This window comes from Streptomyces sp. NPDC026673 (assembly GCF_040638135.1).
Taxonomy (GTDB): domain Bacteria; phylum Actinomycetota; class Actinomycetes; order Streptomycetales; family Streptomycetaceae; genus Actinacidiphila.
The window spans coordinates 76,377-90,869 of the sequence record NZ_JBEZXR010000024.1; the positions used below are offsets into that span (position 1 = coordinate 76,377).

Annotated in this window: 15 protein-coding genes; 5 read left to right on the forward strand and 10 right to left on the reverse strand. The window is 73.6% G+C overall.

Going from position 1 to position 14,493, the window contains the following annotated elements:
* The first annotated feature begins 51 nt into the window (after positions 1–51).
* From AB0F62_RS18605 to AB0F62_RS18625, 5 genes are all read left to right on the forward strand, one after another.
* Positions 52–414, forward strand: coding sequence for a DUF952 domain-containing protein (locus AB0F62_RS18605; RefSeq protein WP_361799579.1), 363 nt, complete (start codon positions 52–54; stop codon positions 412–414).
* 90 nt (positions 415–504) lie between these two features.
* Complete coding sequence (locus tag AB0F62_RS18610) at positions 505–1,182, forward strand: hypothetical protein (RefSeq protein WP_361799582.1); 678 nt, start codon at positions 505–507, stop codon at positions 1,180–1,182.
* Between the two features lie 29 nt (positions 1,183–1,211).
* The gene (locus tag AB0F62_RS18615) at positions 1,212–1,808 is read left to right on the forward strand and encodes a DUF6529 family protein (RefSeq protein WP_361799585.1); all 597 of its coding nucleotides are present in this window, start codon (positions 1,212–1,214) and stop codon (positions 1,806–1,808) included.
* Positions 1,805–2,215 (forward strand): Rieske (2Fe-2S) protein, encoded by a 411-nt coding sequence (locus AB0F62_RS18620; RefSeq protein WP_361799588.1) that lies wholly within the window; start codon positions 1,805–1,807, stop codon positions 2,213–2,215. The genes AB0F62_RS18615 and AB0F62_RS18620 overlap by 4 nt, the downstream gene beginning before the upstream one ends.
* A gap of 18 nt (positions 2,216–2,233) precedes the next feature.
* The gene (locus AB0F62_RS18625) at positions 2,234–2,944 is read left to right on the forward strand and encodes a nucleotidyltransferase domain-containing protein (RefSeq protein ID WP_361799591.1); all 711 of its coding nucleotides are present in this window, start codon (positions 2,234–2,236) and stop codon (positions 2,942–2,944) included.
* Here AB0F62_RS18625 and AB0F62_RS18630 read toward each other — a convergent pair.
* From AB0F62_RS18630 to AB0F62_RS18675, 10 genes are all read right to left on the reverse strand, one after another.
* On the reverse strand, positions 2,903–3,937 hold the full coding sequence (locus AB0F62_RS18630; RefSeq protein WP_361799594.1) for an ADP-ribosylglycohydrolase family protein: 1,035 nt from the start codon (positions 3,935–3,937) through the stop codon (positions 2,903–2,905). The genes AB0F62_RS18625 and AB0F62_RS18630 overlap by 42 nt on opposite strands.
* A complete protein-coding gene (locus tag AB0F62_RS18635) occupies positions 3,934–4,710 on the reverse strand; it encodes a nucleotidyltransferase domain-containing protein (protein WP_361799597.1) in 777 nt (258 codons plus the stop codon). Before AB0F62_RS18635 ends, AB0F62_RS18630 begins: the two co-directional genes overlap by 4 nt.
* Before the next feature lie 109 nt (positions 4,711–4,819).
* Complete coding sequence (locus AB0F62_RS18640) at positions 4,820–5,908, reverse strand: pseudouridine synthase (protein WP_361799600.1); 1,089 nt, start codon at positions 5,906–5,908, stop codon at positions 4,820–4,822.
* Entirely contained in the window at positions 5,908–6,540 is a 633-nt protein-coding gene (gene scpB, locus AB0F62_RS18645) for an SMC-Scp complex subunit ScpB (protein ID WP_361799603.1), read from the reverse strand. The genes AB0F62_RS18640 and scpB overlap by 1 nt, the downstream gene beginning before the upstream one ends.
* A complete protein-coding gene (locus AB0F62_RS18650) occupies positions 6,537–7,799 on the reverse strand; it encodes a segregation/condensation protein A (protein ID WP_361799606.1) in 1,263 nt (420 codons plus the stop codon). Before AB0F62_RS18650 ends, scpB begins: the two co-directional genes overlap by 4 nt.
* Before the next feature lie 61 nt (positions 7,800–7,860).
* Positions 7,861–8,544, reverse strand: a complete 684-nt coding sequence (locus tag AB0F62_RS18655; protein ID WP_361799609.1) for a hypothetical protein — start codon at positions 8,542–8,544, stop codon at positions 7,861–7,863.
* Positions 8,529–9,602 (reverse strand): ParA family protein, encoded by a 1,074-nt coding sequence (locus tag AB0F62_RS18660; RefSeq protein ID WP_361799612.1) that lies wholly within the window; start codon positions 9,600–9,602, stop codon positions 8,529–8,531. Before AB0F62_RS18660 ends, AB0F62_RS18655 begins: the two co-directional genes overlap by 16 nt.
* Positions 9,603–9,966: 364 nt before the next feature.
* Positions 9,967–11,082 (reverse strand): alanine dehydrogenase, encoded by a 1,116-nt coding sequence (gene ald / locus AB0F62_RS18665; RefSeq protein ID WP_361799660.1) that lies wholly within the window; start codon positions 11,080–11,082, stop codon positions 9,967–9,969.
* A gap of 257 nt (positions 11,083–11,339) precedes the next feature.
* Complete coding sequence (locus AB0F62_RS18670; protein WP_361799615.1) at positions 11,340–13,682, reverse strand: NB-ARC domain-containing protein; 2,343 nt, start codon at positions 13,680–13,682, stop codon at positions 11,340–11,342.
* 130 nt (positions 13,683–13,812) lie between these two features.
* A complete protein-coding gene (locus tag AB0F62_RS18675) occupies positions 13,813–14,436 on the reverse strand; it encodes an NUDIX hydrolase (RefSeq protein ID WP_361799618.1) in 624 nt (207 codons plus the stop codon).
* Between the last annotated feature and the right edge of the window lie 57 nt (positions 14,437–14,493).

Below are 14,493 nucleotides of genomic sequence, written 5' to 3' on the forward strand. Positions count from 1 at the left end.
GGACACGCCCGCCCTGCGAGACGCGGGCGGTGCCGCGGTACACCATGAAGCATGATCTACCACCTGGTTCCGCTGGACGACTGGCTGCGCGACCCGGACCGCCCGTACGCGCCCTCGTCGCTCGCCGAGGACGGGTTCGTGCACTGCGCGCCCGACGAGGCGGTGGCGCTCGCCGTCGCCGACGCCTTCCACCGGGGCACCCCGGGCCCGCTGATGGTGCTGCTGATCGACGAGGAGGCCCTGGAGGCCCGTGTGCTCTGGGAGGACGCCGATCCGGTGCCTCCGCCCGGAGTGCCGGAGGAGACGCGTTTCCCGCATGTGTACGGCCGGATCAACCGCAGTGCGGTGGTGGGGATGCTGGAGGTGCAGCGGGACCCGGAGGGGCGCGCCCTGGGGCTCGCGGTGTGGTCATAGGCGCCGGTTTTGTCCTGACCCGCCCCTGGACGCGGGGCCGGGGATCCGCTTCGATGGTTCCCTGACCGCGCGGCCTCGGGGGAGGCGGAGATGCAGCGTTCCGGACCGCTCTACACGCTCCTCGCGGGGCTGGTACTCGCGCTGATCATGCTGTCGCTCAACGCGACGACGGAGACCCGGCCGGTGGTGGACGTGAAGGGCGGCGACCCGGCGCCCGCGACCCGGTCGCCGTCCTCCGCCACTCCGTCCGCCGCCCCACCCTCCTCCGCCCCCGCGGCCTCCCCGTCCCGTACCACCGCCGTCCCGCGCCCGGACGCGGACTACGCCGGCCGCACCGGCGACAAAGCGGCGAGCGTGGCGATCGCGCTGCGCAAGGGCAAGGCCGTCGCGTACGTCTGCGACGGACGGACGAAGGAGGCCTGGCTGCGCGGCGACGTCGGGGACGACGGCGGCATGCGTCTCACCGGCGACCGGGGCGCCCGGCTGGAGGGCACCCTGAAGGACGGCCGGATCACCGGCGCGGTGCGGCTCACCGGCCTGCGGCAGCCCTTCACCGCGGACCGGGCGGCCAAACCCTCCGGCCTGTACCGCGCGACCGCCTCCGTACGCGGGGCGGCGGTCGTCGGCGGCTGGATCGTGCTGCCGGGCGGCGCGCAGGTCGGCATCGTCTCGCGCGACGGCGAACCGTCCGCGGCGCCCGCCATCGACACCGCCACCGGCGCCGTGACCGTCGACGGCACACAGCTCACCGCACGCCCGATCCCCTGACCGCCCGCAGGCAGCAGCAGGAGCGCCCCATGAGCGTGGACCCGAACGCCGCCACCACCTCCTTCCCGGCCCCGCCGCCGCGCGGCGGGGCACGCCGCGCGGCCGCCGCCTACCTCGTGCCGGCCCTGGTCGCCGCGGCGGTCGGGGTCGGGCTCGGCGCGTACGGCAAGGTGCACGACCCGGCCGGCACCGCCTTCAACCTGGCCGGCTTCTCCAGCACCGGCGCGGTCAAGTCGTGGCTCGCCACGGCCGCCTTCGCCTTCGCCCTGGTGCAGCTCGCCTCCGCCCTGGTGATGTACGGCAAGGTGCCGGGAGTCCGCGCCCCCTCCTGGACCGGCGGGCTGCACCGCTGGTCGGGGCGGATCGCCTTCCTGCTGTCCGTGCCCGTCGCGGTCCACTGCCTCTACGCGTTGGGCTATCAGACGTACAGCAGCCGCGTGATGTGGCACTCGCTGCTCGGGTGCTTCTTCTTCGGGGCCTTCAGCGCCAAGATGCTGCTGTTGCGGACCGAGCGGCTGCCCTCCTGGCTGCTGCCGGTCGTCGGCGGGCTGGTCTTCACGGCACTGACGGTGCTGTGGCTGACCTCCGCGCTGTGGTTCTTCCGTACGGTCGGGGTGACGACATGAAGCGACGCATGGTGCTGGTGTCCACGGTGGCACTGGCGGGGTGCAGCAAGTACGGCGAAGAGGGCTCGCCCCCGGCGGCGAGCTCCGTGGCGGCCTCCGCGCCGCCGGCGTCCGCCGAGGGCGAGGTGCTGGTGAAGGCGGCCGACGTGCCGGTGGGCGGCGGAACGGTGATCGCGGAGAAGAAGATCGTGGTGACGCAGCCCGAGGCGGGCGAGTTCAAGGCCTTCTCGGCGGTCTGCACCCACCAGGGCTGCATCGTCAAGGACGTCTCGGGCGGCACCATCAACTGCCCCTGCCACGGCAGCAAGTACCGCGTCGCCGACGCCTCGGTGGCCGCCGGACCGGCCCCGAAGCCGCTGGCGCCGCAGGCCATCACCGAAAAAGGCGGGGAGATCCTCCTCGCGTAGCCCGTACGATCCGCGTTCATGCGCGACCACGACCTCGTACGCCACCACACCGTCTACGCCTGCGTCATGGGCTCGCGCGCCTTCGGCCTGGCCACGGACGGCAGCGACACCGACCGGCGCGGGGTCTACGTCGCGCCCACCGCGCTGTTCTGGCGCTTCGACAAGCCGCCCACGCACGTCGAGGGCCCGGCCGAGGAGCAGTTCTCCTGGGAGCTGGAGCGCTTCTGCGAACTCGCCCTGCGCGCCAACCCCAACATCCTGGAGTGCCTCCACTCCCCGCTGGTCGAGCACGTCGACGACACCGGGAGGGAACTGCTCGCGCTGCGCGGCGCCTTCCTGTCCCGGCAGGCCCACGAGACCTTCGGCCGCTACGCCACGGGCCAGCTGCGGAAGCTCGAGGCCGACGTCCGCACGCACGGCGCGCCCCGCTGGAAGCACGCCATGCACCTGCTCCGGCTGCTGATCAGCTCCCGCGACCTGCTGCGCACCGGCGAACTGCGCATCGAGGTCGGGGAGCACCGCGAGCGGCTGCTGGCGGTCAAGCGCGGCGAGGTCGGCTGGCCGGAGACGGAGTCCTGGATGCTCCGGCTGCACGACGAGGGCGCGGCCGCCGCCTCGCGCAGCCCGCTCCCGGCCGAGCCGGACCGGGCCCGCGTCGAGGACTTCCTGGTCCGGGTCCGGCGGGCGTCAGCCGCCGGCGCCGTCCCAGAGGGCGCCGAGGGCCAGTAGCTCGTCGCGGTACTCGATCCGCTCCACCCACTCGTCCGGCCAGGCCGCCAGGCCGTGGTGCGCGCCGGCGAAGGCGCCCGCCAGGCAGGCGATGGAGTCGGAGTCCCCGGAGGAGCACGCGGCCCGGCGTACGGCGGTGACCGGCTCGTCGGGGAAGAGCAGGAAGCACAGCAGACCGGTCGCCAGGGCCTCCTCGGCGATCCAGCCGGCGCCCGTGGCCAGGCAGGGGTCCGCCTCCCGGTCCGGCGCCGCGAGCGCCGCCTCCAGCCGGTCCAGCACCCCGAGGCACTCGTCCCAGCCGCGCCGGATGTAGGCCGTCGGGCCGTGGTCGTGGGCGAGCATCCACAGGTCGCCGAGCCACCACTCGTGGTAGGTGTCGCGCTGCTCCGCCGCGTAGCGGCGCAGCAGGCCGGTGAGTTCCCCGGGGGCCGTACCCTGCGCCAGCAGGTGGACCGCGTGCGCGGTCAGGTCGCTCGCCGCCAGGGCGGTGGGGTGGCCGTGCGTGAGCGCGGACTGCAACTGCGCCGCCCCCGCCCGCTCGTCGGGCCGCAGCCCGGGCACGAGGCCGACCGGCGCGACCCGCATGTTCGCACCGCAGCCCTTGGAGCCGGTCTGGCTGGCCTCCTGCCAGCGCCGGTCCGGCGGGTGGTCCAGCTTCTCGCAGGCGATCAGGCAGGTCCGGCCCGGGGCACGGTTGTTGTCGGGCGAGTGGTACCAGTCCACGTACTCCTCGCGCACCGGCCGGGCCAGCCGCGACGGCGTCAGCGGGCCGCGCTCCAGGGCGGTGCGCAGCCCGCGGCCGAGGGCGAGCGTCATCTGAGTGTCGTCCGTGACGAAGGCCGGGCGGGGCAGTTCCATACCGCGCCAGGGACCGCACTTGGCGAGGATCGACGGGACGTCGTTGAACTCCGTGGGGAACCCGAGCGCGTCGCCGATCGCGAGTCCGGCCATCGCCCCGGCCGCGGGACGGCGGCCGGCCGTCGCGGGGCTCACGCGGCGGCCGTCCGGGTGCGGACGACCAGGTCGTGCAGGGCGTCGTAGGCCGTCGGCTCGGCCGGGAGCCGGGAGTCCCGCTGCGCGTCGTCCAGGGCGGCCTGGAGGACGCCGACGTCGGCACGGACCCGGCGCGGGTCGAGGTCCATCGCGAGGCCGTGCTCGGCGTCGGCCTTCTCGTCGATGAGTTCGCGGACGTATCCGGGGGCGGTGACGTGCTCCAGCAGCGTCGGCAGGTGCGCCTCGACGGTGCCGGTGCGCATCAGGTGGATGCCGGTCAGCAGCACCCGGAAGGTGTACAGCAGCGGCTTGAGCTGGTCGGTCTTCTCGTACAGCTCCCACTGGGTACGGGCGAAGCCCCGGTAGTGGTGGGCGTGGTGGCTGGTGATGACACCGGGCGCCAGGTCGACCAGCTGGGCGTGGACGCCACTGGTGTCCACCACGAGCGGGGAGAGCAGCTGCTCCAGCACATAGCCGTTGCGCCGCAGCATCAGCCGGGCGAACTTCAGCAGGTCGTGGGTGACCAGGTCGAGTTCGAGGCCGTCCCGCTCCCACATGCGGGTCTGGGTCTCCTCGCCCTCCCGCAGCCCGATCAGGTCGGACAGCGGGAGGAGGTGGACGCCGCGCAGGTCCACGTCGGAGTCGCGGGACGGGAAACCGTACAGGTGCGCACCGGAGACGGTGGCGAACAGCAGCGGGTGTCCCTGCCGGGCGAGGGCCGGGCCGAGTTCGGGCAGCCCGGCCTCGCGCAGGCGGTCGGCGTGGATGGTCATGGCGCCATCCTTCCCGGAACGGCGGCCTCCGGGAAAGCCTTTATCCGATGAGAAGCCGATCAGAGGGCCGGTCCGGTACGGGACGCGGACCGGCCGGGACCGGACGGGGTCAGAGGTCGACCTCGCGCATCAGCATGCCCACCTCGGTGTTGGTGAGCCGGCGCAGCCAGCCCGACTTCTGGTCGCCGAGCGCGATCGGGCCGAAGCTGGTGCGGACCAGCTTGTCGACCGGGAAGCCCGCCTCGGCCAGCATGCGGCGCACGATGTGCTTGCGGCCCTCGTGCAGGGTGACCTCGACGAGGTAGTTCTTGCCCGTCTGCTGCACGACGCGGAAGCTGTCGGCGCGGGCGTAGCCGTCCTCCAGCTGGATGCCGTTCTTGAGCTGCTTGCCGATGTCGCGCGGCAGCACGCCGTTGATCGCGGCGAGGTAGGTCTTCTGCACGCCGTAGCGGGGGTGGGTGAGGCGGTGGGCCAGCTCGCCATGGTTGGTGAGCAGGATGATGCCCTCGGTCTCGGTGTCCAGCCGCCCGACGTGGAAGAGCCGGGTCTCGCGGTTGGTGACGTAGTCGCCGAGGCACTGGCGGCCCTCGGGGTCCTCCATCGTGGATACGACGCCGGCCGGCTTGTTCAGGGCGAAGAACAGGTACGACTGCGTGGCGACGGTCAGCCCGTCGACGCGAACCTCGTCCTTGGCGGGGTCGACGCGCAGGCCCTGCTCGGTGACGATCTTGCCGTTCACCTCGACGCGCCGCTGCTCGATCAGCTCCTCGCAGGCACGGCGCGAGCCCATGCCCGCCCGGGCCAGCACCTTCTGCAGCCGCTCGCCCTCCTGCTCGGCGCCCGGGAAGGTCTTGGGCAGGTTCAGCTTGGGCTTGCTGTGCCGCTCGCGGTTGCGCTCCTCGATCTGGGCGTCCAGCTCGCGCGGGCGCGCCGGTACGGACTTGCGGGGCTTGCCGGAGGCACCGCCCGGCTTCCCGGAGGCACCGCCCGGCTTGCCGCCGGTCCTGCCCTTGCCTGCCCCGCCCGGGCCGCCGGAGCCGCCGACGTCGTAGCGGCGCTCCTCCGGACGGGGCCGGCCGGCGCGCTTCTGCTGGTCGTCGCGCTGCCCCCCGCTCCTCGACCGGGAGGTCCCCCCGTCGCCGCCCCGGGAATTCCGGTTGCCGCCGCTGTTCCTGCCGCTGCCGCTACTGCTTCGCATCAAGTATCCGTCGTCGAGTCCGGGTCGAATGAGGGGACGCCCTCCAGGGAGTCCGCCTCGACGGCGTCCGCCTCCGGGAGGAAGGGGGCGAGCTCGGGCAGCTCGTCCAGGCCGCGCAGGCCCATCCGCTCCAGGAAGTAGTTCGTCGTCCTGTACAGGATCGCACCTGTCTCGGCTTCCGTCCCACACTCCTCCACCAGACCCCGCTGCAGAAGGGTGCGCATCACGCCGTCGCAGTTGACCCCGCGCACCGCGGAGACGCGGGAACGGCTGACCGGCTGGCGGTACGCGACGACGGCCAGCGTCTCCAGCGCGGCCTGGGTGAGCCGGGCCTGCTGCCCGTCCAGGACGAACTTCTCGACGGCCGCGGCGTAGGCGGGCCGGGTGTAGAAGCGCCAGCCGCCCGCGACCAGCCGCAGGTCGAAGCCGCGCCCTTGGGCGGCGTACTCCTCGGCGAGGTCGTGGAGGGCGAGGGCGACCTCCCTGCGCGGGCGGTCCAGCACCTTCGAGAGCGTCTCCTCGGTGACGGGCTCGTCCACGACCATCAGCACCGCCTCCAGGGCGGGCCGCAGCTCCAGCTCCGCCACGGACAGCAGTCCCGCGGGCGCGGCCTCCGTCGCTTCCTCGGTCATGCCTTCCCGTCCTTCCCGGCGGCCGGCTCCTGGTCGAATTCATCGGTGACGAGCGGCTGGTCCGGTGCCGCCTCGCCGCCCGTCCAGCGGACCTGGAGCGTACCCAGGGCCTCCTCCTGGTCGAGCGCGACCGCCTTCTCCCGGTAGAGCTCCAGGAGGGCCAGGAAGCGCGCCACGACCGTCAGCGTGTCCGGGGCGTCGAAGGTGAGCTCCCGGAAGGTCGCCTCGCCGCGCTCGCGCAGCATCGCGATCACCTGCTCGGCCTGCTCGCGGACGCTCACCAGCGGCGCGTGGATGTGGTCCACGTACACCTGCGGCTTGGGCTTCGGCTGCATCGCCTTGACGGCGAGCTGCGCGAACCGCTCGGGCCCGATGCTCAGCACCACCTCGGGCAGCAGTTCGGCGTGCTGCGGCTCCAGCCCCACGGTGCGGGGGTGGTGCAGCGCCTCGGCCTCCAGGCGCTCGGCGAAGATCGCCGCGATCTGCTTGTAGGCGCGGTACTGGAGCAGCCGGGCGAAGAGCAGGTCGCGGGCCTCCAGCAGGGCGAGGTCCTCCTCGTCCTCCACCTCCGCGGCGGGCAGCAGGCGCGCGGCCTTCAGATCCAGCAGCGTCGCCGCGACGACCAGGAACTCCGTGGCCTGGTCCAGGTCCCAGTCCGGTCCCATGGCGCGGATGTGCGCCATGAACTCGTCCGTCACCTTGGAGAGCGCGACCTCGGTGACGTCGAGCTTGTGCTTGGAGATCAGCTGCAGGAGCAGGTCGAACGGGCCCTCGAAGTTCGCCAGCCGCACGGTGAACCTGCCGTCGCCGCCCGCGCCGCCGTCCTCCGCGGGCACCGGATCGGCCTCCGCGGGGCCCGGCGCGGCTCCGGCCGGGTCCTCCCCGGCGCGGCCGCCGGCGGGCACGCCGGGCCCCGGGTCCGCGGGCGTGGCGGGGCCGGGCACCACGGCATCGGCGGGTGCCGGGCCGGCCGGCAGTGTCTCCGTCACCGACCCGGGCGAACGCTCCGGGGCCGCGGCCGCCGGCTCCGCATCGGCGGGCTCGGTCGCGGGAACGGACACGGTCGCGGGCTCGGGCTCGAGCGGCGCCGGCGGGGTGTCGACCGTCGCTTCCGGCGCGGTCGGGATGTGGCCGAACTCACTGCCCGGGTCCGCGGTGCCCGGCCCTGCCGCGGGCGGGGCAGACGAGGGGGCCGCACCGGGGCCGCGGCCGAGGAGGCGGCGGGAGCGCTGCGGGCTGGCGGTGTCGTCGGGGGGCATGGGGGTCCAGGTGGTGCCGGCGGGGCCGTACGGAAAACGGCACCGTATCGCGCGGAGCGCGTCAGCGGCCTCGCAGGCGGCGTACGAGGATGCTCGCGTCGCCGCGGGACTCGAGGTCGGCCAGGACCACGGCGACCGCCTCGCGGACGATGCGCCCGCGGTCCACGGCGAGCCCGTGCTCCCCGCGCAGGACCAGACGGGCGTGCTCGAGGTCCATCAGCTCCTCGGCGGAGACGTAGACCGTGATCTTCTCGTCGTGGCGCTCGCGGCCGCTGGGCCGCCTGGGGGCCCGTCCGGACTTGCGGCGCGGCTGCGGGGCCTGCGGCGGCTGCGGGGCCGCCTGGGGGCCCGTGGAGCCCGGCACGGGCGGTTGCAGGCCGCGTCGTACGGGCGAGCCGGACGGGCCGGCCTGCTCGGGGACGGAACGGGCCGCGGGGGCCTGCGCCGCACCGGGATCCGCGCCGGTGTCCCGGCCGCCGTGCTCGGCGGCCTCGGCGGGCGCCGCGGACTCCCGGACGGGCGCTTCCTCCGCCGCCGGCTCCTCCGCGGGGGCGGGAACGGGCCGCAGGGGGCGTTCGCCGGCGCCGGAGCCCGCCCCGGGTCCCGTGCCCGCCGCACCGGTGCCCGTGGCCGCGCCGGGAGTCTCGCCGTTGGCGTGCTGCCGCGGCGTGGAGGGCTGGAGTCCCCGCCCGCCGGTGGTCCGGAACAGTTCGTCGGCCCCCGGGAGACTCACTCGGCGTGACACCGGGCGAGCACCTCCCTGGCGAGCTGGCGATAGGCGGCGGCGCCGACCGAGTTGGAGGCGTACGTGGTGATCGGCTCACCGGCGACCGTGGTCTCCGGGAAGCGGACGGTCCGCCCGATGACGGTGTGGAAGACGTGGTCGTCGAAGGCCTCGACGACACGCGCCAGCACCTCGCGGCTGTGCACGGTGCGCGAGTCGTACATCGTGGCGAGGATGCCGTCCAGCTCCAGCTCGGGGTTGAGCCGTTCCCTGACCTTCTCGATCGTCTCGGTCAGCAGGGCGACACCGCGCAGTGCGAAGAACTCGCACTCCAGTGGCACTATCACCTGGTGGGCCGCGGTCAGGGCGTTGACGGTCAGCAGGCCGAGCGACGGCTGGCAGTCGATGATGACGTAGTCGTAGTCGGGCAGCAGCGGCTTCAACGCCCGCTGCAGCGAGGACTCGCGGGCCACCTCGCTGACCAACTGGACTTCCGCGGCCGACAGGTCGATGTTGCTGGGCAGCAGGTCCATGCCGGGCACCGCGGTCTTCAGCAGCACCTCGTCGGCCGAGAGCCCGCGCTCCATCAGCAGGTTGTAGACGGTGACGTCCAGTTCCATCGGGTTGACGCCGAGGCCCACGGAGAGCGCGCCCTGCGGGTCGAAGTCGACCAGGAGCACGCGACGGCCGTATTCGGCCAGCGCGGCACCGAGGTTGATGGTGGACGTCGTCTTGCCGACGCCGCCCTTCTGGTTGCACATGGCGATGATCTTCGCCGGGCCGTGGTCCGTCAGCGGCCCGGGGATCGGGAAGTACGGCAGCGGGCGCCCGGTGGGGCCGACGCGCTCCCTGCGCTGACGCGCCGCGTCGGGCGCGAGCGTCGCCGCGTACTCGGGGTCCGGTTCGTACTCCGCGTCGGGGTCGTAGAACTGACCGTCCTGCAGCTCTTCTTCGTAGTGCGCCATGGGGTTCGCGTAACGCGTCTCGTTGTCTGTCCCGGTCCTGCGCGCCTCGAACGTCCGGACGGCCACGGAGGCCACCGGTTCGAGCCGCGCGGAGCCCTCGGTCTGCACGGTCATTCCTGGCTGACCACCCCCGGGAGCAAATGTCGACTCATTCACAAGTCGTCTTACCTCCTTGGTGACCAGGAAACTTCTCAATAGGTCAGCGTTGCAGCATGCCGACGGTTGGCGACTCTATGGCGTGTCGGTGGTTCACAGCAACACAATCCACCGGACACGGCACGATGTGTCGGCAACCGAACGTCTCTCTGTCAAGGGTGTAACGACGACGCCGCGGATGTTTCGCGGGGGGACGAATCGGCAAAACAGTATGGTTCCACGCGAAAGGCCGGGTCTTGAGACTCAAGACCCGGCCGTGCGTACCGGATTGGCGACAAGTTGACGCCGACGGCGAAAAATCGATCAATCGACGAGCAGACCGTCAGCCGAGAACGGTGGCGAGGTCCACCGCGTCCAGGCCGTGCGCCTCGGCGACCGGGCCGTAGACGACCTGGCCCTCATGGGTGTTGAGGCCCTTGGCGAGCGCGGCGTCACGGCGCAGCGCCTCGCGCCAGCCGCGGTTGGCCAGCTCGACGATGTAGGGCAGCGTCGCGTTGGTCAGCGCGTAGGTGGAGGTGTTCGGCACCGCGCCCGGCATGTTGGCGACGCAGTAGAAGACCGAGTTGTGCACCGCGAAGGTCGGCTCGGCGTGCGTGGTGGGACGGGAGTCCTCGAAGCAGCCGCCCTGGTCGATGGCGATGTCGACGAGCACCGAGCCCGGCTTCATGCGGGAGACCAGCTCGTTGGTGACGAGCTTGGGGGCCTTGGCGCCGGGGATCAGGACCGCTCCGATGACGAGGTCGGCGTCGAGGACGGCCTTCTCCAGCTCGAAGGCGTTGGAGACGATCGTCTGCACCTTGGTGCCGAAGATCTTGTCGGCCTCACGGAGCTTGTTGATGTCGCGGTCGAGCAGGGTGACGTGGAAGCCCATGCCGATGGCGATCTGCGCGGCGTTCCAGCCGGAGACACCGCCGCCGATGACGACGGCCTTGGCCGGGGCCACGCCCGGGACGCCGCCGGGGAGCACACCGCGGCCGCCGGCCGAACGCATCAGGTGGTACGCGCCGACCTGCGGGGCGAGCCGGCCGGCCACCTCGGACATCGGGGCCAGCAGCGGCAGCTGGCGGTTGGCGGTCTCGACGGTCTCGTACGCGATCGCGGTGGTGCCGGACTCCAGCAGGGCGTCGGTGCACTCGCGGGACGCGGCCAGGTGCAGGTAGGTGAAGAGGGTCTGGTCCTTGCGGAGGCGGTGGTACTCCTCCGCGATCGGCTCCTTGACCTTCAGCACCAGGTCGGCGACGGCCCACACCTCGTCGGCGGTGGGGAGGATGGTGGCGCCGGCGGAGACGTACTCCTCGTTCGGGATGGACGAGCCGAGACCGGCGTCCAGCTCCACGAACACCTCATGGCCGCCGCGGACGAGCTCGTGCACGCCGGCGGGGGTGATGGCCACGCGGAACTCGTTGTTCTTGACTTCGCGGGGGATGCCGACCTTCACGTCGATCACGGTCCTGTTCACGGGAGTGGAGGGTTTCAGCAGGTCTCCGGACATATCGCGCCATGACGGGGTACGTCGGACCTGACCGCGTTATTCCGCGGTGCGACCAAGTGTAGTGAAGGAGGACTCGCTGTCCAGCCTTACAAAGTGACTACTTTTAGCGAAGGCATTGGCAGTTTCGTAGGTAAAGGTGGCCGACCATGTGATCCGAGGGCCTCCCGGGCCCTCCGGACCCGGGAAACACAGGCCCCGGCCCTTCAGTCCCCCTCGGTCTGCGGAATCTCCTCCGCGGGCAGCAGCCGCCGTGCCGCGGCCCGCTGCAGCCGGGCGCCCGCCGGGTCCCCGAGACGGTCCAGCGTGTCGGCCATGCGCAGCAGCACCGCCCCCTCAAGCCGGCGCTCCCCCGCCTGGCGGGCCCAGTACAGGGCGTCGCGGCAGGTCCGCAGCGCGTCCTCGGGGTGGCCCGCGTACTCCTGGACCCTGGCCACCTCGCTCAGCGCGCGGGCCTGCGCGGGCAGGTCCTTCAGCCGGCGGTGGGCGGCGGCCGCCGCGCGCCACTCGCGCAACGCGTTGCCGTAGTGCCCGGCGTAGGTGAACAGGGCGCCGAGCCGGGAGTGCAGCCGTGCCTCGTGCACCAACTCGCCGCGGGCCTGCCGCAGGGCCAGCGCCCGGCCGTACCAGTCGGAGGCGCGCTGCGGATCGTCCAGCTCGAGGTAGGTCCCGGCGATGGCCTCCAGCGCGCGGCCCTCCGCGTCGCCGTCGAAGGCTTCCCGGGAGGCCACGAGCGCGGCCCGGTAGCGGTCGAGGGCGTCCAGCGGGCGCACGGCCTCCACGTCGAGGTCGCCGATGTTCAGCAGGGCCGCCGCCTTCTCGCGGTGCAGCCCGCGCCGTTCGGCCACGTCCAGCACCAGGTGGTGGAGCCGGTAGCGCTCCGGAGCGGTCTCGCCTCCGTCGGGGTCCGCGGCCAGGGCCCGGACGAGTGCGGCCATGAGGCGGCGGGCCAGGGTGTCGAGTTCGCCGTCCGCGACCGCCAGCCGCGCGGCGGCCAGCAGGACCGACAGCCGTGCCCGCAGCCAGCCGGCCGCGACCGGGCGGCTGGGGAAGCGCAGCGACTTGGGCAGCCCGTCCGGTTCCGCCTCCCCCTCCAGGCACATCCGGCACGCGTGCAGCAGCCGCACCGTGCGCTCCAGCATCCGGGCCCGGGCGAGCTGCACCTCGGACGGCTTCTCGGTCCCGTCCAGCAGCGCCCGCAGCGGCGGGGTCAGCCAGCCCGGCACCCGGTACAGCGCCGGCAGCCCCGCCGCCACGGGCTCGGCGTGCAGCAGCCCGCAGCCGGCCAGGTCCTCCAGCGTGGACTGCGCGGCCTCGACCGAGCAGCCGCCCAGCGCCGAGGCGGTCTGCGCGTCGGTCAGGCCCGAGGGGGCCAGCGCGAGCAGCCGCAGCATCCGGGCCACGGTGGGCGAGAGCGCGCCGTACACGAAACGGAAGGCGCGCAGCAGTTCCGGCGCGGCCGTGGCCCGGGGGGCGGGCGGCGCGGCGGCGCTCTCCTTGTCCTCTCCTCCCCCGGAGCCGTTGGCCTTCCGCGTGCCGCCCTTGTCCGCCTCGGCGGACGGCTCCGCGGATCCCTCCGCGGACGCGCCCGCCCGGCGCAGCACACGCGCCTGCCCGTCCGCGGCCAGACCGCGCAGCGACTCCGGCAGCGGACCGGCGCCCGTACGGTGCCCGACGTCGGCGCGCAGCATGCCGGCGCCCCGGGTGGCCGCGCCCTCGGCGGCCGCGGGCGCGGCGGGCCCGGCCGCCGGTTCGGCGGCCGCGCGCAGCCTGCGGGTGGCCTCGGCGACGGATGTACGGGGCTGGGCGGCGAGCCACGCGGCGACCAGCCGCAGCGCCGCGGGGTGGCCGGCGCACTCCTGGGCCAGGGCCTCCGCGCCGCGGGGGTCGTTGGTGATCCGGACCCGGCCCACGGCCTCGGCCAGCAGATCGACGCAGGCGGCCGGATCGAGCCCGCCGAGAGTGCACGGGCGGACGTCCGGGACTCCGGGCAGCGGTCCTTCCGAGGTGGCGACCAGCAGATTCCCGGAGCCCTTGGGCAGCAGGTCCAGCACCTGCCGGGAGTCGGCGACGTCGTCCAGGACGAGTACGGCCTTGCGCCCGTTCAGGGCGCCACGCAGCGCGGCGAACAGCTCCTCGCGCTCCGCGCCCGGCTCGGCCTCGACGTCCAGCGCGCGCAGCAGGGCGCGGGCGGACTGCTCGGGCGGCACGGGCCGGCCGTCGTTCTCGCTGAGGCGTACGTAGAACTGGCCGCCGGGGTAGCGGTCCGCGACGTCGTGGGCGAGCCGGACGGCCAGCGCCGTGCGCCCCGAGCCCGGCCGGCCGGCCACCAGCAGCACGCGGCTGCCGTCGGGGGTCCGGCCGCGCAGCGCGGCCAGACCGGGCCGGTCGATGTCGGCGCGCAGCTCCTCGAGCTCGCGGCGGCGGCCGACGAAGCCCTGCAGGCCGGGTGGCAGCGTGCCGTGTGCCGGGGTCTGCGACGCCGGCTCCCACGGGCCGTCGTCAGAGGCCGCCGCCGATGCGTCGGCGTCCAGCACGTGATCCGCCACGGGCCCACTCCCGTTCTGACTGAGAACGGAATGAGCCTAGTTCACGGGGCGGGTCCAACCCCCGTACGCGACGCGGCGGATCCGGCCAATGATCACCCTCTCGGACGATCGGATGGTCGGACCGAACGGGTCAGGCGGAGTAGGGTCGCGCGGGCCACTCGGCCAGGGCGGGGCGCAGGGCCTCCAGGCCGTCCCCCGAGCGCGCGGCCTGCAACGCGAGCACACCCACCACGAGGCAGTTGTTGTGCAGTTCCCCGGCGAGGACGCCGCGGACCAGCTCGTCCACCGGGACCCGGGCGAACTCCATGTCGGCCTCTTCCTCCGAGACCTCGTAGCGCTCGCCCTCCACCTCGGACAGACCGCGGGCCAGGAAGATCCGCACGGCCTCGTCGCAGCCGCCGGGCGTGGTGTACACGTCCGTGAGCACCCGCCAGTCCTCGGCCTTGACGTGGGCCTCCTCGTACAGCTCGCGCTGGGCGGCGTGCAGCGGGTTCTCGCCGGGGATGTCCAGCAGCCCGGCGGGGATCTCCCACAGCTTCATCCGCACGGGGTGGCGGTACTGCTTGAGGACCAGGACGCGGTCCTGGTCGTCGAGGGCGAGCACGGCCACCGAACCGGGGTGGACCTGGTAGTCGCGCCGGGCCACGCCGCCGTCGGGCATGACAACGTCATCGGTGCGGACGCTGGTCTTCTTCCCGGTGAAGGGGGTGGCGGTGGCGGTGACGCGCCACTCCTCGGGGGTGTCCTTGAGCATGCTGCCCTCCGTACGCGGTGCCGGGGGCGGGCCGTTCGCCGGCCCGCCCCCGCCACC

Coding starts and splice junctions, on each gene's coding strand:
- AB0F62_RS18605 (WP_361799579.1), top strand. CDS start 52: ATGATCTACCACCTGGTTCCGCTGGACGACTGGCTGCGCGACCCGGAC.
- AB0F62_RS18610 (WP_361799582.1), top strand. CDS start 505: ATGCAGCGTTCCGGACCGCTCTACACGCTCCTCGCGGGGCTGGTACTC.
- AB0F62_RS18615 (WP_361799585.1), top strand. CDS start 1,212: ATGAGCGTGGACCCGAACGCCGCCACCACCTCCTTCCCGGCCCCGCCG.
- AB0F62_RS18620 (WP_361799588.1), top strand. CDS start 1,805: ATGAAGCGACGCATGGTGCTGGTGTCCACGGTGGCACTGGCGGGGTGC.
- AB0F62_RS18625 (WP_361799591.1), top strand. CDS start 2,234: ATGCGCGACCACGACCTCGTACGCCACCACACCGTCTACGCCTGCGTC.
- AB0F62_RS18635 (WP_361799597.1), bottom strand. CDS start 4,710: ATGACCATCCACGCCGACCGCCTGCGCGAGGCCGGGCTGCCCGAACTC.
- AB0F62_RS18640 (WP_361799600.1), bottom strand. CDS start 5,908: ATGCGAAGCAGTAGCGGCAGCGGCAGGAACAGCGGCGGCAACCGGAAT.
- scpB (WP_361799603.1), bottom strand. CDS start 6,540: ATGACCGAGGAAGCGACGGAGGCCGCGCCCGCGGGACTGCTGTCCGTG.
- AB0F62_RS18650 (WP_361799606.1), bottom strand. CDS start 7,799: ATGCCCCCCGACGACACCGCCAGCCCGCAGCGCTCCCGCCGCCTCCTC.
- AB0F62_RS18660 (WP_361799612.1), bottom strand. CDS start 9,602: ATGACCGTGCAGACCGAGGGCTCCGCGCGGCTCGAACCGGTGGCCTCC.
- AB0F62_RS18675 (WP_361799618.1), bottom strand. CDS start 14,436: ATGCTCAAGGACACCCCCGAGGAGTGGCGCGTCACCGCCACCGCCACC.